The 16,132-nt window shown below is 44.0% G+C and carries 16 protein-coding genes; 11 read left to right on the forward strand and 5 right to left on the reverse strand.

Going from position 1 to position 16,132, the window contains the following annotated elements:
- Positions 1–148 precede the first annotated feature (148 nt).
- Positions 149–1,012 (reverse strand): YicC/YloC family endoribonuclease, encoded by an 864-nt coding sequence (locus tag J1N51_RS11540; protein WP_208831416.1) that lies wholly within the window; start codon positions 1,010–1,012, stop codon positions 149–151.
- Between the two features lie 277 nt (positions 1,013–1,289).
- Between J1N51_RS11540 and J1N51_RS11545 the strand changes: the two genes are divergently transcribed.
- The 7 genes from J1N51_RS11545 to dtd all read left to right on the forward strand — a co-directional run bounded on the left by J1N51_RS11545 (position 1,290) and on the right by dtd (position 8,211).
- Entirely contained in the window at positions 1,290–2,057 is a 768-nt protein-coding gene (locus J1N51_RS11545; protein ID WP_208831417.1) for a hypothetical protein, read from the forward strand.
- A 185-nt stretch (positions 2,058–2,242) separates the two neighbouring features.
- Entirely contained in the window at positions 2,243–4,093 is a 1,851-nt protein-coding gene (locus tag J1N51_RS11550) for a DEAD/DEAH box helicase (RefSeq protein WP_208831418.1), read from the forward strand.
- A 100-nt stretch (positions 4,094–4,193) separates the two neighbouring features.
- Complete coding sequence (gene rph, locus J1N51_RS11555; RefSeq protein ID WP_208831419.1) at positions 4,194–4,907, forward strand: ribonuclease PH; 714 nt, start codon at positions 4,194–4,196, stop codon at positions 4,905–4,907.
- A gap of 99 nt (positions 4,908–5,006) precedes the next feature.
- Positions 5,007–5,648: an orotate phosphoribosyltransferase gene (gene pyrE / locus J1N51_RS11560; RefSeq protein WP_208831420.1), complete on the forward strand. Its 642-nt coding sequence runs from the start codon at positions 5,007–5,009 to the stop codon at positions 5,646–5,648.
- Positions 5,629–6,693 (forward strand): M28 family peptidase, encoded by a 1,065-nt coding sequence (locus J1N51_RS11565; protein ID WP_208831421.1) that lies wholly within the window; start codon positions 5,629–5,631, stop codon positions 6,691–6,693. Before pyrE ends, J1N51_RS11565 begins: the two co-directional genes overlap by 20 nt.
- 70 nt (positions 6,694–6,763) lie before the next feature.
- On the forward strand, positions 6,764–7,771 hold the full coding sequence (gene pip / locus J1N51_RS11570) for a prolyl aminopeptidase (protein WP_208831422.1): 1,008 nt from the start codon (positions 6,764–6,766) through the stop codon (positions 7,769–7,771).
- A 2-nt stretch (positions 7,772–7,773) separates the two neighbouring features.
- Positions 7,774–8,211 carry a D-aminoacyl-tRNA deacylase gene (gene dtd, locus J1N51_RS11575; RefSeq protein WP_208831423.1) on the forward strand — a complete coding sequence of 146 codons (438 nt, stop codon included), beginning with the start codon at positions 7,774–7,776 and terminating at the stop codon, positions 8,209–8,211.
- Here dtd and J1N51_RS11580 read toward each other — a convergent pair whose 3' ends face one another.
- On the reverse strand, positions 8,212–8,973 hold the full coding sequence (locus J1N51_RS11580; RefSeq protein ID WP_208831424.1) for a spermidine synthase: 762 nt from the start codon (positions 8,971–8,973) through the stop codon (positions 8,212–8,214).
- Positions 8,974–9,066: 93 nt separating this feature from the next.
- Between J1N51_RS11580 and J1N51_RS11585 the strand changes: the two genes are divergently transcribed.
- Both J1N51_RS11585 and J1N51_RS11590 read left to right on the forward strand, forming a co-directional pair.
- The gene (locus tag J1N51_RS11585; RefSeq protein ID WP_208831425.1) at positions 9,067–9,978 is read left to right on the forward strand and encodes a bifunctional GNAT family N-acetyltransferase/hotdog fold thioesterase; all 912 of its coding nucleotides are present in this window, start codon (positions 9,067–9,069) and stop codon (positions 9,976–9,978) included.
- A gap of 42 nt (positions 9,979–10,020) precedes the next feature.
- Positions 10,021–10,878: an NAD(P)-binding domain-containing protein gene (locus J1N51_RS11590; protein ID WP_208831426.1), complete on the forward strand. Its 858-nt coding sequence runs from the start codon at positions 10,021–10,023 to the stop codon at positions 10,876–10,878.
- On the opposite strand, the gene J1N51_RS11595 is transcribed toward J1N51_RS11590, so the two are convergent.
- The gene (locus J1N51_RS11595; RefSeq protein ID WP_208831427.1) at positions 10,858–11,307 is read right to left on the reverse strand and encodes a YaiI/YqxD family protein; all 450 of its coding nucleotides are present in this window, start codon (positions 11,305–11,307) and stop codon (positions 10,858–10,860) included. The genes J1N51_RS11590 and J1N51_RS11595 overlap by 21 nt on opposite strands.
- 94 nt (positions 11,308–11,401) lie before the next feature.
- Here J1N51_RS11595 and J1N51_RS11600 point away from each other — a divergent pair, with 94 nt between their 5' ends.
- Entirely contained in the window at positions 11,402–12,538 is a 1,137-nt protein-coding gene (locus tag J1N51_RS11600) for an alpha/beta fold hydrolase (protein WP_208831428.1), read from the forward strand.
- 87 nt (positions 12,539–12,625) lie between these two features.
- On the opposite strand, the gene J1N51_RS11605 is transcribed toward J1N51_RS11600, so the two are convergent.
- On the reverse strand, positions 12,626–14,464 hold the full coding sequence (locus J1N51_RS11605; protein WP_208831429.1) for a S8 family serine peptidase: 1,839 nt from the start codon (positions 14,462–14,464) through the stop codon (positions 12,626–12,628).
- Positions 14,465–14,620: 156 nt separating this feature from the next.
- Positions 14,621–15,316 (reverse strand): 2OG-Fe(II) oxygenase, encoded by a 696-nt coding sequence (locus tag J1N51_RS11610; RefSeq protein WP_208831430.1) that lies wholly within the window; start codon positions 15,314–15,316, stop codon positions 14,621–14,623.
- A gap of 148 nt (positions 15,317–15,464) precedes the next feature.
- On the opposite strand from J1N51_RS11610, the gene trmL reads away from it, so the two are divergent.
- Positions 15,465–15,929 carry a tRNA (uridine(34)/cytosine(34)/5-carboxymethylaminomethyluridine(34)-2'-O)-methyltransferase TrmL gene (trmL, locus tag J1N51_RS11615; protein WP_208831431.1) on the forward strand — a complete coding sequence of 155 codons (465 nt, stop codon included), beginning with the start codon at positions 15,465–15,467 and terminating at the stop codon, positions 15,927–15,929.
- Positions 15,930–16,132 lie beyond the last annotated feature (203 nt).

Raw genomic sequence — 16,132 nt, forward strand, 5'->3', positions numbered from 1 at the left:
TTAGGTGGTTACCATTCTTTTTAGTAACCGATTTAGTAACCACTAAATAGTTAACTTAGGGAAACATTGCAGAACACTATATAATAAAAAACCCCGCAAATGCGAGGTTTTTCAGGGTTTTATATATTTCTGGAAACAGGTAGAAACGCTACTCTATGTTTTGGATCTGCTCTCTCATCTGCTCTATCAACACCTTCAATTCAACCGCTGCGTTAGTGATTTCTGCACTGATTGATTTAGATGCTAGGGTGTTGGATTCGCGATTAAACTCTTGCATCATGAAGTCGAGACGTCGACCGCAGGCGCCGCCTTTTTTCATGATTTTTTGAGTTTCGCTGACGTGTGATTTTAGTCGGTCGATTTCTTCGGCTACGTCGGTTTTTTGGGCCAAATAAATTAGCTCTTGTTCTAGGCGTGCTTCGTCGATATCGACTTTGGCTTCGGCAAGTTTATTGGTGATGCGCTCTTTTTGCCAAGTCATGATGGCTGGCATGTGTTCTTCGACAATGGCCGCTTGCTCTAAGATCGCATCTAGGCGTGTTTCGATCATGGTTTTGAGGTTGGCTCCCTCGCTAGCACGTGCTTCGATGAAGTCACGGGTTAAACCGTCAAAGCCGGCCATAATGGCTTTTTGGATCTCGTCCATGTCGGTTTCTTCGGCTTCCATCACGCCTGGCCAGCGCAGGATATCCACTGGATTTAATTCACCGCCTGCAGCTTCGTTGCTGACCCAATTGGCGCTGTCGATAAGTTGTTTGGCTAATGATTTGTTGATGGTGAGTTGGCTCACAGCGGCTGGGTTAGCAGTGTATTTTAAGAAAACTTCGACCTTACCGCGTTGTAATTTTTTGCGAAGGCGCTCGCGAAGAACTGCCTCTAAAGAGCGAAATTGCTCCGGCAGTCTGATGTAAGTCTCTAAGTATCGTTGGTTTACAGAGCGGATTTCCCACACTGCTGTGCCCCAATCGCCTTTTACTTCACTTCTGGCGTACGCCGTCATACTTTGGATCACACAATCACCTTTTTTAATTAAGCACGGAATGAATCCGTTTTTACGATTTTAGCTATTATAGCGACTAGTTTAGTAACATATAAAACATTTATACAGGCGTTTTGACAACTTTATCTTGTTGTTTGAATTGCAAATATTGTTATTGAGCATTGGGGTTTTGACAATTTGATAGTGTTTGTATACAAAGTGAACAGTAATAGTTCGATAGAGTTACCACCGAGAAGCTGGTGAGTTTAGGTGGTTTAGATAAGTTTTAATCGTTCGGAAGAGGTGTGTCATGGAGACATTTTCTTTAGGTTTTGTATCCAGTTTTTCTATCCCTGTCTTGCGTTTGGTTAGCGGGCTTCGGGCGATTGTGGTCTTGGTTTCGACCGTTAGTTTTTTGCTGCACGCTGAAGAGTTAGAACAAACTAAAGGACAATGCGACCTGTCTCAGCCAGTAATGCTTTCTTCGATCAATCACCCTAAAATTCAACAGTATTTTGAACCACTTATCAAAAAGACCTACGCGGATATTGGCGTCAACGTAGATTTTGTTGTTACTAGTTCTTATCGGGACTTGATGTTGGTTAATCGAGAAGCGCTCTCTGGTAGTGTTGCGTTTGCTGAAGATATTATCGATACGATTCCCGGCCTTATCAAAGTCGCACCACCTCTTAGCATCATGTCGTACATGCTCGTCTGTAAAAAGGGTAAACCCTGTAATCTAGAACAATTGCATAAATTGATTGAAGTTGGTGGATTGGCGGTAACAAATGCAATGAGTATGGGGGTTGTGACTAATTTTCCTCAAATAGACAAAGACAACCTAGTGATCGTATCGAAAATGGGGCAAGTGTTATCAATGCTGTCAGAGGGGCGGGTTGACTATGGTGTATACCCTGTATCAGATCGCAGTAAAGGCGGAACAGAAGAAATCCCGGTTGAGTTTGACTACGAGCCTATGTACGACATTGCGACTTACCATGTCATTAACAACAACTTATTGTGTTTGTTGCCAAAAATTGAAGCGTCATTAAGCCAAAACTTAAAAACATTTAAGTAATTACTCAAAAAAGATTAAAAAATAGTCAAATGTGGTCGCTATTAACTAAAATAAAGCGTACAATGCGCGCCCTTTTGAATTCCCCCACAGACAGGCTTAGCTCAATTGAATCTCTTGCGATAGAGGTGCGGACGTTGAGTGATGATGGATTACGCGTGAAGTTGGGGTAGAGATGTGAGTAAAAAATGACAGAAAATGTAACCCCAAAGTTTGTTGACTTAGGTTTAACCCCAGCCGTTTTAGAAGCGGTTCAACACGTTGGTTATGAAACCCCTTCACCAATCCAAGCTGAATGTATTCCACATATCCTTAATGGCGACGATATTTTAGGTATCGCCCAAACGGGTACTGGTAAAACGGCGGCGTTCGCGCTTCCAACTTTGTGCCACTTAGATCCAAGTATCAATTCGCCACAGATCTTAGTGTTAGCACCGACTCGTGAATTAGCGATTCAGGTTGCAGAAGCATTTACAACTTATGCTGAAAAGCTTGACGGTTTCCACGTATTACCAATTTACGGTGGTCAGGATTTCCGTACTCAGCTACGTGCACTTAAGCGTGGTGTTCACGTTGTTGTTGGTACACCAGGTCGTGTTATGGACCACATGCGTCGCGAAACTCTCGATTTGTCTAACCTTAAAACAGTGGTACTAGACGAAGCCGACGAAATGTTGCGTATGGGCTTCATCGATGACGTTGAGTGGATCATGGAGCACGTGCCAAGTGAAGCACAAATCGCGTTGTTCTCGGCGACTATGCCAGCGCCAATCTTAAAGGTGACTAAGCAGTACCTTAAGAACCCTAAAGAAGTGCGCATTAAGCCAAAAACGGCGAGTCACTCTAACATCACACAGCAGTACTGGATTGTGAACAACAACCAAAAACTAGACGTGTTAACACGACTTCTAGAGCTGACTGAATTTGATGGCATGATCATCTTTACGAAGACGCGTCAAGCAACCTCTGAATTAGCAGACAAGCTATCTGCGCGTGGTCACGCTGCAGCAGCGCTTAACGGTGACATGAACCAGTCTCACCGTGAACAGTGTATCGAGTCATTAAAGTCTGGTCGTTTAGACATTATTATCGCAACAGACGTTGCAGCACGTGGTATCGACGTTGAGCGTGTAAGTCACGTTATTAACTATGACTTACCGTACGATGTAGAATCTTACGTTCACCGTGTTGGCCGTACAGGTCGTGCGGGTCGTAAAGGTAACGCTATCTTGTTTGCAACGCCACGTGAGCGTCGTTTATTAAAGACAATCGAGCGTGAAACTAAGCAAACAATTTTGCCTTACGAGCCACCAACAAATGAAGAAGTTACACAGTTACGTGTTGCTGCGTTTAAAGAGCGCATTGCAGATGTAATCGGTGGTCAGGACTTAGACTTTTTCACTAACTTAGTGAACGAGTATGCAGAAGAGCACGGTCAAGAGCTTGGTGAAGTTGCTGCTGCATTAGCGTTTATGGCACAGCAAGAAGCACCGTTACAAGTAACGGGCAAAGGCATGCCAGGAAACAACAAGTTTGAAGATCGCAACAGTCGTGATCGCAACGGTCGTGACCGTGATCGCGGTGAACGTGGCGAACGTGGTGGCCGTGGTCGTGATACTGGCGTTCCTATGCAAGCATACCGCATCGAAGTTGGTCGTGAGCACGGTGTAACACCTAAAGATATCGTTGGTGCGATTGCAAACGAAGCAAACATTAGCTCTAAGTTCATCGGTAACATCAAGCTAATGCCGAACTTCTCTGTTGTTGAACTACCGGCAGACATGCCAACAGAAACAGCTGAACAGTTGAAGAAGACACGTGTTCGTAACCAACAGCTAGACATCAAGGTTGACCCTCGTGGCGGCCAAGGTGTTGGTGAGCGTGGTGGTCGTCGTGATGGCGGCGGTCGTGGTCGAGGCCGTGATGATCGCGGTGGTCGTGGACGTGGTGGTAATCGTGATGGCAATCGCGAAGGTAACCGTGGACGCGGTGGTGAAGGACATCGCGGTCGTCGTAATGACCGTAAACCTCGCGACTAATTTAGTCCATACCCAAAAATAAAACACAAAGCAGCTTTCGGGCTGCTTTGTAGTATCTTACAATAGTAAAAAAAGAATCGATAAAACAAGGCAAACAATTATGCGTCCAAGCGGTAGAACCACTTCTCAAATTCGTCCCGTCACTATTACTCGTAACTTTACAGCGCACGCTGAAGGTTCGGTGTTGATTGAAATTGGTGACACAAAAGTATTATGTAATGCAACGGTTGAAGTGGGCGTGCCTCGTTTTATGAAAGGTCAGGGCAAAGGTTGGATCACAGCTGAATACGGCATGTTACCGCGCTCAACTCACACTCGTAACCAACGTGAAGCAGCGAAAGGCAAACAGTCTGGCCGTACCATGGAAATTCAACGTCTGATTGCTCGTTCTTTACGTGCAGCAGTCGACTTATCAGCGCTTGGCGAAAACACCATCACAGTTGACTGTGATGTTATTCAAGCTGACGGTGGTACTCGTACCGCATCTATCACAGGTGCATGTGTGGCATTAGTTGATGCGATTAACTACATGCGCAAAGAAGAGATCATCAAAGCCAACCCACTTAAACACATGATTGCGGCGATTTCGGTTGGTGTGTATCAAGGTACACCAATTGCGGATTTGGAATACGTTGAAGACTCTGAAGCCGAAACCGACATGAACGTTATCATGACTGAAGATGGTCGTTTAATCGAAGTACAAGGCACTGCAGAAGAAGAGCCTTTCACCTTTGACGAAATGCAAGAAATGATGGCCCTTGCCAAAAACGCCATCGGTGAGCTCATCGACGAGCAGAAAAAAGCCTTAGCGTAAACAGAGTAAAAATTGAAAAAGCCAGCAGTATTGCTGGTTTTTGTTAGGTCTAAAGACCAGGCAATGTAGTAACCCGCAACAAACAGTAGGACACAAACCATGAAAGATTATCAAAAAGAGTTTATCGAATTTGCCCTTGAGAAACAGGTACTAAAATTCGGTGAATTTACCCTTAAATCTGGCCGCACAAGCCCGTATTTTTTTAACGCTGGTTTGTTTAATACTGGTCGTGATTTGGCGCGTTTGGGGCGTTTTTATGCGGCGGCGTTAGCAGACTCTGGGATTTCATTTGATGTGTTATTTGGCCCTGCTTACAAAGGTATTCCTATCGCAACAACTACAGCGGTTGCGCTTGCAGATCATCACGACGTTGACACACCTTACTGCTTTAACCGTAAAGAGAAAAAAGACCACGGTGAAGGCGGAAGCCTGGTAGGTGCAGAGCTTAAAGGCGACATCATGCTAGTCGATGATGTTATTACCGCAGGTACTGCAATTCGCGAATCGATGACCATTATTGAGCAAGCTGGCGCGAGTTTAGCGGGTGTCTTAATCGCCCTTGACCGTCAAGAAAAGGGCAAAGGCGAACTATCAGCGATTCAAGAAGTTGAGCGTGACTTCGGTACTAAAGTGATTTCGATCGTTACCTTAGGCGATGTAATTGAATTTGTGAAACAAAACGAAGAATACGCGGCCTATTTACCAAGCGTTGAATTATATCGTGAGCAATACGGTATCTAATTTAGTACTTATCATTGCGCTTCTGTTTGGTTTTGAAGCGAAGTTTGTCTTCGCTCAAAATCGAACGAGCTGTGACGTCAAAGCGGACTTCGCTTTTCCATTCAATCACCCCTGCCAAACGCTGTTAGACCTTACAACACTAAGCTCCGATACAATGCAAGGGCGCGCACCTTCTACTCAAGGCCAACAACGCGCAAGTAACTATATCATTGAGCAATTTAAGTCTATTGGATTGCTGCCAGTATCCCAACTGGGCTTATTGGATACTGATGGGTTCAAGCAAGTCTTTCAATATGATCACTACGGCACAGCCACTACAGGCGAGAATATTTTGGGTTTTCAACGTGGTCAGCAATATCCCAATCAGGTGCTGATCATCACCGCACACTATGATCACTTGGGAACCAAGGGCAAACGGATAATGAACGGGGCCGATGATAACGCCTCTGGAGTAGCCGGACTCTTGGCCATTGCCCGTTTTTTCAGTGTGCTAGCACCAAACTATTCGATTCTTTACGTAGCGACTGATGCTGAAGAACATGGCTTACATGGTGCTCGGTACTTTCTTGAAAATTGGAATAGCGTATATGGTAAGCCGAGCCTTAACACTGATCTTATTGACGAGCCCATAGACGCTCCCATTGAAATAAAAATGAATATCAACCTAGATATGATTGGTGGCACAAAGGGCAATCTGTATTTTACTGGAGCTCGCAAAAACCAAGCCTTTCTCGCTATTTTTGATACGGTGACACAGCAAATAGGCAGAAAACATATCCGTTTGAAAAGGGGCCATGGCAGTGCACGGCTTAGCAGAGATGCTTTATCTGGTAATATAGACTGGCGAAATGCGAGTGATCATGCTGTGTTTAGAAAACAAGGTATTCCATACTTGTATCTAGGTGGAGATTTACACGATTTTTACCATACCTCTGACGATACCATTGACAACATTGATCAGAATGCCTTTATGGCTTCTGTAAAAGCCGCTCTAATGACAGTAATTTTGTTAGACGGTCTGCCGTCACAGTATTTTGAGTTTTAGTGTTACACTGTGGTGAATCGTCAAGGCAGAAACCACTATGGTAGAAATCTAAAAGGTACAGGAGTTTCGAATGCGAACCTTATTCCCTGAAATTAACCCCAACCAAACGTTCCATTTGGATGTCGGCGATAGCCATCAGATTTATGTCGAAGAATGTGGAAACCCCGATGGTATTCCTGTGGTGTACGTTCATGGTGGCCCAGGCGGTGGTAGCAGTCCGATGCACCGTCGCTTTTACGACCCAGAGCAATATCGCATCATTCAATTTGACCAGCGTGGCTGTGGTAAGTCGACACCGCACTGCGCTGATGATATCAATGCGTTGTTTAGTAATACCACTCAGCATTTATTGCGTGACATGGAGCAAATAAGAGCTCATTTGGGCATTACTTCTTGGGTCGTTGCGGGTGGTTCTTGGGGAACGACGTTGGCACTCCTATATGCGATTAAGTTTCCGTCTGTCGTCAAAGCACTGATATTGCGCGGGGTATTTTTGGCTCGAAAACAAGATTTAGACTGGTTTTTGTCGCCCAAACAAGGCGCGAGCCAAATCTTTCCTGAATATTATCGAGATTTTGTTCGCGGTCATGATATTGAATCTGTCGATAGTGAAGACTATGACGCAACTCAAGAAATACTCGAGTCGTATCACGAAAAATTAACCGGCGATAACGATTTTGAGCAGCTCGCAGCGGCCAAACAGTTTATGAATTGGGAAGGCCGGATAGTGTCAGTCAATTATCAGCAGTCTGCGCCAGCGATGAGTAAACACGAAGCCATCGCTATGTCGCTGCTTAATACGCATTATTTTACGAATGACGGATTTATTTACGAGTCAGAAATCATCAGTGAAATCGCGGCAATATCACATATTCCAGGTTACATTGTCCATGGGCGAAATGACGTAGTATGCAAGCCAGAAGGGGCCTTTACCCTCGCTGAACATTGGCCAAACGGCGTATTAGAAATGGTCCCAGCCGCAGGACACAGTAGTACTGAGCCTGGTATTATTGACGGCTTGGTAAGAGCGAGCCAAAACATCGCTAAATTCTTAAATGAAAAAGATCAGGAGAAGTAGTTGTGATTGGATTAATTCAGCGCGTAAGCGAAGCCAAAGTTGACATCGACGGTCAAACTGTCGGAAGTATTAACCAAGGTTTATTGGTGTTGCTAGGCGTTGAACAAGCTGATGACGAGGCTAAAGCGAAAAAGCTTGCTGAGCGAATCAGTAAGTATCGTGTGTTTAATGATGAAAACGGCAAGATGAACCTAAATGTTCAGCAAGTCGAAGGCTCGTTGTTAGTGGTGTCACAATTTACCCTTGTTGCTGATACCAAATCGGGTAATCGTCCGGGCTTTTCGCGTGGCGCAACGCCGGAGCAGGGCAATCGTTTGTACGAATATTTTGTCCAATGCTGCAAAGACTTAGGGTTGCCAGTCGAAACGGGTCAGTTTGGTGCTGATATGCAAGTTAGCTTGACCAACGATGGTCCGGTGACCTTTCAACTTACGGTTTGATTATTGGCTTTTGAACAAATTGTGTTGTTCGATATCCTTTGGAAAAACAAACGGCGTCTGAGTTTCGGGCGCTTGGTGTTTTAACAAAAATATGTGATTTTTTTGACCCGGAACGGCAAAGGCTTTTACCCCAAATGCCGGATTGACCGTACTTATTTCAAAGCCATTGTTAATACTGTCCCGTAATAAATTCAATTGGGCTTTATCATCCGTTAAACAATTAACGATGAGCCAACCCCCGGGGTTTAACAGTTGTTTAAGGTCTCGATAAAAAGAATCTGATTTTGTTTGAGCGGGCGCATCTGCCCCGGCAAACAAGTCGACGATGAGCCAATCAAAGTGACGATTGTTATTCTTGCACTCTTTAATATGTTCAAACGCGTCTGTTTGTACGATGGATAGTTGGTTAAACCCAGGTAATGATTGCAGCGCCAAATTTACGTCTTTGTCGGCTTCGATACTGATAAAGTCAATATGAGGAAAGGCGTGCTTAAAATAACGCTGTAGAGATTGGCCGCCACCGCCTAACTCAAGAACGCTCGTCGGTCGGCTATCGTGAAGTAAAGGCAACAGCATTACAGCACAATGTGAAAGTGCCGGCATATATGGCGCGGTGTTTGCAAACGCACTTTGGATTACACCATTTATTTCAAGACGATAGAAATCTTTGTTTTGAATGACCTCGATACGAAAGCCGTCTTTTTGAAAAAAGTACAGCTGTTTAGCTTGCTCGTTACTTAATAGAGTTTGCCAGAGGTCCATAGATGGTTTTTAATTAAAGTGGCTCAACGATAATAACAAGCATAACAAAAGAATGATTCGTTGAGTCAACTATTTAGGATAAAGGGGAAGAGTATGTACCAAGTTGTGGCGCCACAAACAGAGTCCGACTGGGAAGACTATTACGAAGTTCGATGGCAAATCCTTCGCGCACCATTACAGCAACCTCGTGGTTCTGAAAAAGACGAATACGAGCAACACGCATGGCACCGCATGGTCAAAGACGATAACGGTGAAGTTGTGGGAGTGGCTCGTTTACACCTTGTCAATTCAGAAGAGGCGCAAATTCGTTACATGGCTGTGATTGATAACCACAGACGTAAAGGTTTGGCGACCATGATGTTGGAATCCCTCGAAGCCATTGCGCGACAAGAAGGGGTTGAGCGAGTTATCCTAAATGCTCGAAAAACCGCCACCAACTTTTATGAAAACCTAGGCTACTCGGTTACCGGAGACGCACCGGAGATTTTTGGTTCGATTCCTCATGTACAAATGTGCAAACCTTTGGATAAAGTCGAGGTGATTATTCGCCACCCTCAGTGGTGTGTTGATCTGCAAAATATCTGGCACCAGCAAATTCCTATCACTCAGCTTATGGGCATTCGAGTATATCAATACACGGGCAAAACCTTTGAGACCCGAGCAGCCTTAAATCCCAATATGAATTTACACGGCACTATGTTTGCTGGCTCTATCTATTCGTTGGCGACATTAACCGGTTGGGGTCTCGTTCATTTGATGATGAAGGAAAATGAAGTAGACGGTGACATTGTGTTGGCTGATGCGGACATTCATTACCACAAGCCGGTAACCGAACTGCCGAGATCGATAGCGCATTTTGAGGATATTAAAGGTGATTTTGAGCCATTAAAAGACAATAAAAAGGCGATGATTAGTGTTCAGGTAGAAGTATTAGACGGCCAAAAGAAAGTCGCAAAATTTGTTGGCCAATATTGTGTGATCCCTAAGTCTGATAAAGCAGAATAACGACTAATAACAATCCGTTTTAACAACCATAGAGAACAAGTCATGCAACGTGTCGGTATCATAGGCGGCGGTTTTATCGGAACCGCCCTTGCCGAAGCCTTAGTTGAAAACAGCTCAGATAAACAAAAATATCAAGTTTGCCTTTCTTTTCGTACAAGTCGTCAAAAACTAACAAACTCTTCCATCAATCAGGCTTTTTGTAACGTGTCTGATGGTGAGCTTAACGCTGATGAGGTCCTATTTAACGTGGATTCCTTGGTGATTTGTATTCCACCAGGATTTAAAAAAGGATTGGGTGATTCTTACTCAACCAAAATAAAAAGTTTAGTCGAGAAGGGCTATTCTAGTGGTGTAAAACAGATCATTTTTACCAGCTCCATTGGGATTTACCCTGAAGGGGCTGAAGTTGATGAAAACACCGCCCTTGATTTATCAACTGAAAAGGCCAGAGCCTTGTATGACGCAGAGCAAGAGGTATTGACTAGCCGGGTGAAAAATAAACAGGTAATAAGATTAGCTGGTTTAATTGGAGCTACTCGTCATCCAGGCCGCTTTAAGGTCAAACTCACTGCGGATAATGCTCTCGAGCCAGTAAATATGGTGACTCAAAAGGATGTTGTGGCGGCGATAAAATTATTATTAGAGCAGGGAGCTCGCGAGAATAATGGCGATATCTACAATGTTGTAGCACCGCATCACCCAAGTAAACAGAGCTTTTATCGTTATGCCAGACAGCAGCTTAACGATGAGCGAATTAATGAGCCTTTGGTTGTACCGGAGGTTGCTCCTACAATGGCAAGGAATACAACAATAGGTAAACGCGTATCAGGCCTAAAAATTTGTCACAAACTCGGATTTGAATATCAAACCGATAATTTATTACGTTTTGTGTTTAGCTAGGTATCGATCAAGTGCGTTGGCAAAGGCTTGTTTTTCTTTGTCACCGTATTTTGCTTGCCCGCCTGATTGCACACCACTAGCTCGCATTGTATCCATAAAGTCACGAATATTAAGGCGTTGTTTGATATTTTCTGGTGTGTAAAGCTCGCCTCTTGGATTGAGAGCTATGGCTTTTTTGTCGATGACTTCAGAGGCAAGAGGAATATCTGCGGTTACAACTAAGTCGTTTGGTTGGCACTCTTTGGCAATGTAATCATCGGCCACATCAAACCCGGCGCTGACTTGCATGCGTTTGATAAACGGTGAAGGTGGCACATTCACAAATTGATTGGCGACAAAAATAGTCATGGTTTTGGTTCGCTCTGCTGCCCTAAATAAGATTTCTTTTACGGCAACGGGCGTAGCGTCAGCGTCGACCCATATTGTCATCTTGGTTTCTCTTTTTGTGCATTTCGACTAGTCTGGTGGAGAGCGCAGTGTAGGGGAAGAAGGCGACAGTTGCAAAAAAGGTAGACAACATACAATGAAATATTGGTCAGTTAGATTGGTCTCAATGCTATTGAGTGGTTTATTTTGTGCTGAAAGTTATGGCGCAGAGGTTTATAGTACGGCTCAACGAATCGAATCATCACTCGCAGTAACAGAGGGATATCAGGTAATGATGTTAAAACAGCAACGCGAAGCCGATTTTGGCGCTTTTGTGAAAACAGAGTTAGAGCCATTTTGGGAAACGCATGCTAAGCCCGGTCAATTTGTTAACAAACAAGGGTTAGTGTTGCACTTTGTCGAAGTGAGTCTTGAGGGTGCGCGAAATACGCTAGTCATTTCACCTGGGCGAGTGGAGGGGTATTTAAAATATAAAGAAATGGCCTATGACTTCGCAAAATTAGGTTATCGGGTTTTTATCTTGGATCATCAAGGCCAGGGTCTTTCCTCGCGTTTGTTGGTAAATAGTCACAAAGGTCACGTGAATAAGTTTTCGGACTACACCCGTGATTTTAATCAATTTGTGACTGAAATTGTTGAGCCTAAAAAGGTCGGAGAAATGCACTTATTGTGTCATTCAATGGGCGGCGCAATCGGTTTGCGTTACTTACAATCTTACTCTCACCCATTTGCTAAAGCTGCGTTTTCTTCACCTATGTGGGGATTGCCGACAGGTCCAGTGCCGGCGATGATCCTTAAACCTATGGTGAAATCTGCTGCTTGGTTGGTGAAGCAAGTTGAGCCAGAGAGCCCTTATTTTTTAGGTCACAGTGATTACAAAAAGGTTCCATTTTTGATCAATACCTTAACCCACAGCAAAGCGCGTTATGAGTATTTTAGAGAGACCTACGAACAAGAGCCGAAGCTACAACTAGGTGGTATTACTTATGGTTGGATCACTTCGTCTATCAATGGTTTGGATCGCGCATTTAGCGAGCTTGAAAAAGTGTCGATTCCTTTGCTTGTGTTGCAAGCAGAAAAAGACATCGTAATTGATAACTCAGCTCAAGATAAGTTTTGCACGCGCCTAACCGAGGTTGGGAAAAGCTGTCACAGTGGTAAACCTGTTGTAATAAAGGGCGCCAAACATGAGATTTTTATTGAAAGTGACGAGATTCGAAATAAAGGGTTAAGTGAGGTTTTGGCTTTTTTCTTGGATGAGCAAGCTATTTAAATTATCAGATGCTGAATCAAGTTTTGATATGCAATAAAAAGGGCGCTGTAACTCAGCGCCCTTTGTTTTTCATCGACACAACTTTAATTAAAACAATACGTTTGATTCAACAGAACACGTTGACGTACCAGCTTCACAAACTTGGTAAGTGTAGCTACCGCCACCTTTACCACCGATTGTATCAGTGTACTGACCGTCGTTTTGTGTAGTCGCTACGATAGAACCATTGCGATAGATATCAACTGACGCCGTAGTTGCACCGGCCCAGCTAAGGTCTACGTATTTAGTACCTTTTGACTTGTAACCGTTTGCACTTAAGTCAAAGCCAGTACCACCAGTACCGCCGCCTGTGCCACCACCTGTGTCACCAGAACAACCATTCGCAGTTAAGTAGTCACTCGCTGCTTTCGCTTTTACGATACCGTGACCGAAGTAAACATCATGACCTGGAGCACCTTGATCTTCTGCAGTTGCTTTTAATGCGTTACGGATCTCTGTACCAGTACACGCACTGTGATTTGACCATACTAGTGCTGCAATACCAGCAACACCTGGTGTCGCCATTGATGTACCGTCCATATAGCCGTAATCACTTGGACCGATGTTAATACTTGCACTCGTCGCTGCTAACAGGGCTGCACGATCTTCTTGCGCGGCACCGACTGCAGGAATTGTTGTTGCATTTGTGTCACCTAATGTGCCGTATAACATACCAGGTTCATTGTTAACGATGATAGCGCCTATGCCACCAGAGTTTTCACAGTTAAGAACCTTGTCATGGAAGCTGATCACACCACGGTCGATTAAACAAATTGAACCATTAGCGCCAGAATCAGCTGATTCAGCAGTGCCCATGTAATAAAGTGAGCTAGTTGCATTACCTGTATTTTCCATTGCTGATGTTGCAAAACCACTACCATCAACAGTCAGGCTTGCTAGAGACGTCATACCCGCTGGATACGTTGATAACGTACCTACACCACCTGCTGTTGCTTCAACACAGATTGTTTCGTCTGTTGTAACGCTTTTACCACGGCCAGTTGTACAGCTTGGGAACTGTGAAAATGACGCAATATTATTATCAGCGTCATTAGCACCGATCATCATAACTGACGGGTAACCAGCTGGATATGAACGAACGCTGTTACCATCATTACCAGCCGCTGCTAATACTAGACCACCGTTGTCAGTGAATGTTTGGAATGCATTTGATTCTGTGCTGTTTGAACCGCCGCCACCAAGACTCATGTTGATGATATTTGCACCTGCTTGAGCACATTTATCCGCTGCATAAGCAAGGTCAGAAGAGTAACCCCAGCCGCTTTCATTGAATACTTTGATGATGTGCATGTCGACACCCGGTGCCATACCTACAACACCAACGTTGTTATCAGCTGCACCAATCGTACCTGCTACGTGTGTGCCATGTGGACCACCGTGTTGATCCCAATTACCTGTACCAGGGTCATTATCACCTGTAATGCCACCCCAGTTAAAATCTTGATTCGAACGGTCTAAACCAGAGTCAATAACACATACTTTCATGCCAGCATTTGGGTTAAACGTCACCAAGTTTGCTTCTGACTGATAAATTGCATACGGGTTGATTTGTTGGGTCATCGGGTTACCAGCGTCGTCGTTGTAGACAGCTAGTGGAACACGACGTAAATCGTTTTCGATTAATTTAATGTGAGGGTTGTTAAGTAGTCCCTTAACTTCAGCTAAGTTTTTTCCTGTAAACTCAGCCGCAAAAAATCCATTTGCGTCTACTTTAATGTTCCCGCCAAGTTTTTTAGCAAGTGCTTTAACTACACCTTTTTTTGAATTGTCGACCTGAATGATGAAACGGTCATCGTCAGCTTGTGCTGCAAAAGAGGCAGAGAGAGCTAGTGCGACTAGCGAACCAGTGAACTTCTTGTGGTTCATATGAGACTCCAAATATGTTTTTTATAATAATTATCCATCGACCCGTCTAACTGCAGGTTTTTAACGATGAGCTAACACTGTACATAATTTGATCCCAAATGGAACCTCTTTTTAACAAAAGTTTAACAATTGGTTCATATTTCTTTTCTGGTCGGATTAGTAGAGATTTTTTGCTTCTCGCCACATAACCCACGAGGCAATAACGTATTTGTCAGAAGAACGGGGCGCTAGACCTCTGTGAGTGTGAGTGAAATCACAAGGTGCCAATACCACACTGCCGGCTTTGGGTTTTACTTTAGCCTGTTGGTAAAAAAACTCCGTTTCTCCTCCGTCTTCAATGTCATTGAGGTAAAACAAGACGAGTAGACTGCGCCTCAACGAACGCTGAGTTGTGTCAGTTGGGTGTGGGAAGTGCTCAGAGTGCCAGTGAGGATATCCGCCGGCACTTTGTTGATACTTTTGAATATTTAAAATATCGAGCTCATACAAGCGGGTGACTAGCTGTTGGATTTGTTCGTCACTCATTTTCGCAATGTCGTTGTGACTCAAGGTAGTAATTTGTCCCGTTTGAGGATTTTGGATTGAGGTCGATACGGCGCCAGTTAACATCATTGGATGCATTTTGGCGTATTGTACTAAGGCCCTCAAAGTCGTTTGCGCTAGTAGGTTGTGTTCTTGTTGCCACTGAGGATGGCTATCAATCGTTAGATCCAAGCTGTTCTTTTTTGTGGTATCCACGCCATTCCCAGTTCTGCCGGGGTGTTTGTTAGGATCTTGCTCAAACTTATCTATTAATTGCTGGCATTGTTGCGGCGAAAGGGCATGGTTAAACTCTAGAATAAATTGGCTCATAACGACTACTTATTGTTATTTTTATCTAATCAATGTGACATAAGTACAGGTACGATGTCCAGTCTACAAAATGCGTAACTAAGACTAAACCCCAACAGGGCTTTGGGTTAAACTAGCGTAATAGCAAAGAATAAATAGAGTTACTTTTATGATTAACGTTGTTTTATTTCAGCCAGAAATTCCACCAAACACTGGCAATATTGTTCGACTATGTGCAAACAGTGGGTATCAATTACACCTGATTGAACCCTTGGGCTTTGACATCGAAGAAAAAAAGGTTCGCCGTGCGGGGTTGGATTATCACGAGTTTGCTGCGGTGAAAAGGTATCCAAATTTTCAAGCGTATGTGGACGCTCATCCGGACAGCAGAATGTTTGCCTGTACCACCAAAGGAAAAGATTACCATCATCAGGTATCTTACCAACCGGGGGATTCACTCGTGTTTGGCCCAGAAACTCGAGGGTTACCCGATGACGTATTAGCCCTAATTGGTCAACAAAACTGGTTGCGTATTCCAATGCAGCCCGATAGCCGTAGCATGAACTTGTCAAATGCCGTGGCAGTATTTGTATTTGAATCTTGGCGTCAGTTGGACTTTGCTGGTTCAAAATAGTACTCACATTTCCACCCACAAAAGTGCCAATGAGAATGTTGGCAGTTTGGAGCTAAACTTCTATTCTTAAAGTTGATTTTATCAATGATGGGACGCTTCAGACTTGCTGTCGATTTGCTACAGGTACATCGAATCATTGCCTTTTTGGCGACCGAACTTGGTCGCCAAGGTGCGTTACTGCCTGCAATTTGTTTATCGTTTTA

It is taken from the genome of Psychrosphaera ytuae (assembly GCF_017638545.1).
Taxonomy (GTDB): Bacteria; Pseudomonadota; Gammaproteobacteria; order Enterobacterales; family Alteromonadaceae; genus Psychrosphaera; species Psychrosphaera ytuae.

Bases quoted from the DNA above. Each gene is read 5' to 3' on its own strand.
- trmL (WP_208831431.1), top strand. From the start codon at position 15,465: ATGATTAACGTTGTTTTATTTCAGCCAGAAATTCCACCAAACACTGGC.
- pip (WP_208831422.1), top strand. From the start codon at position 6,764: ATGCGAACCTTATTCCCTGAAATTAACCCCAACCAAACGTTCCATTTG.
- rph (WP_208831419.1), top strand. From the start codon at position 4,194: ATGCGTCCAAGCGGTAGAACCACTTCTCAAATTCGTCCCGTCACTATT.
- J1N51_RS11585 (WP_208831425.1), top strand. From the start codon at position 9,067: ATGTACCAAGTTGTGGCGCCACAAACAGAGTCCGACTGGGAAGACTAT.
- J1N51_RS11600 (WP_208831428.1), top strand. From the start codon at position 11,402: ATGAAATATTGGTCAGTTAGATTGGTCTCAATGCTATTGAGTGGTTTA.
- J1N51_RS11605 (WP_208831429.1), bottom strand. From the start codon at position 14,464: ATGAACCACAAGAAGTTCACTGGTTCGCTAGTCGCACTAGCTCTCTCT.
- J1N51_RS11590 (WP_208831426.1), top strand. From the start codon at position 10,021: ATGCAACGTGTCGGTATCATAGGCGGCGGTTTTATCGGAACCGCCCTT.
- J1N51_RS11550 (WP_208831418.1), top strand. From the start codon at position 2,243: ATGACAGAAAATGTAACCCCAAAGTTTGTTGACTTAGGTTTAACCCCA.
- J1N51_RS11595 (WP_208831427.1), bottom strand. From the start codon at position 11,307: ATGACAATATGGGTCGACGCTGACGCTACGCCCGTTGCCGTAAAAGAA.
- J1N51_RS11580 (WP_208831424.1), bottom strand. From the start codon at position 8,973: ATGGACCTCTGGCAAACTCTATTAAGTAACGAGCAAGCTAAACAGCTG.
- pyrE (WP_208831420.1), top strand. From the start codon at position 5,007: ATGAAAGATTATCAAAAAGAGTTTATCGAATTTGCCCTTGAGAAACAG.
- J1N51_RS11545 (WP_208831417.1), top strand. From the start codon at position 1,290: ATGGAGACATTTTCTTTAGGTTTTGTATCCAGTTTTTCTATCCCTGTC.
- J1N51_RS11610 (WP_208831430.1), bottom strand. From the start codon at position 15,316: ATGAGCCAATTTATTCTAGAGTTTAACCATGCCCTTTCGCCGCAACAA.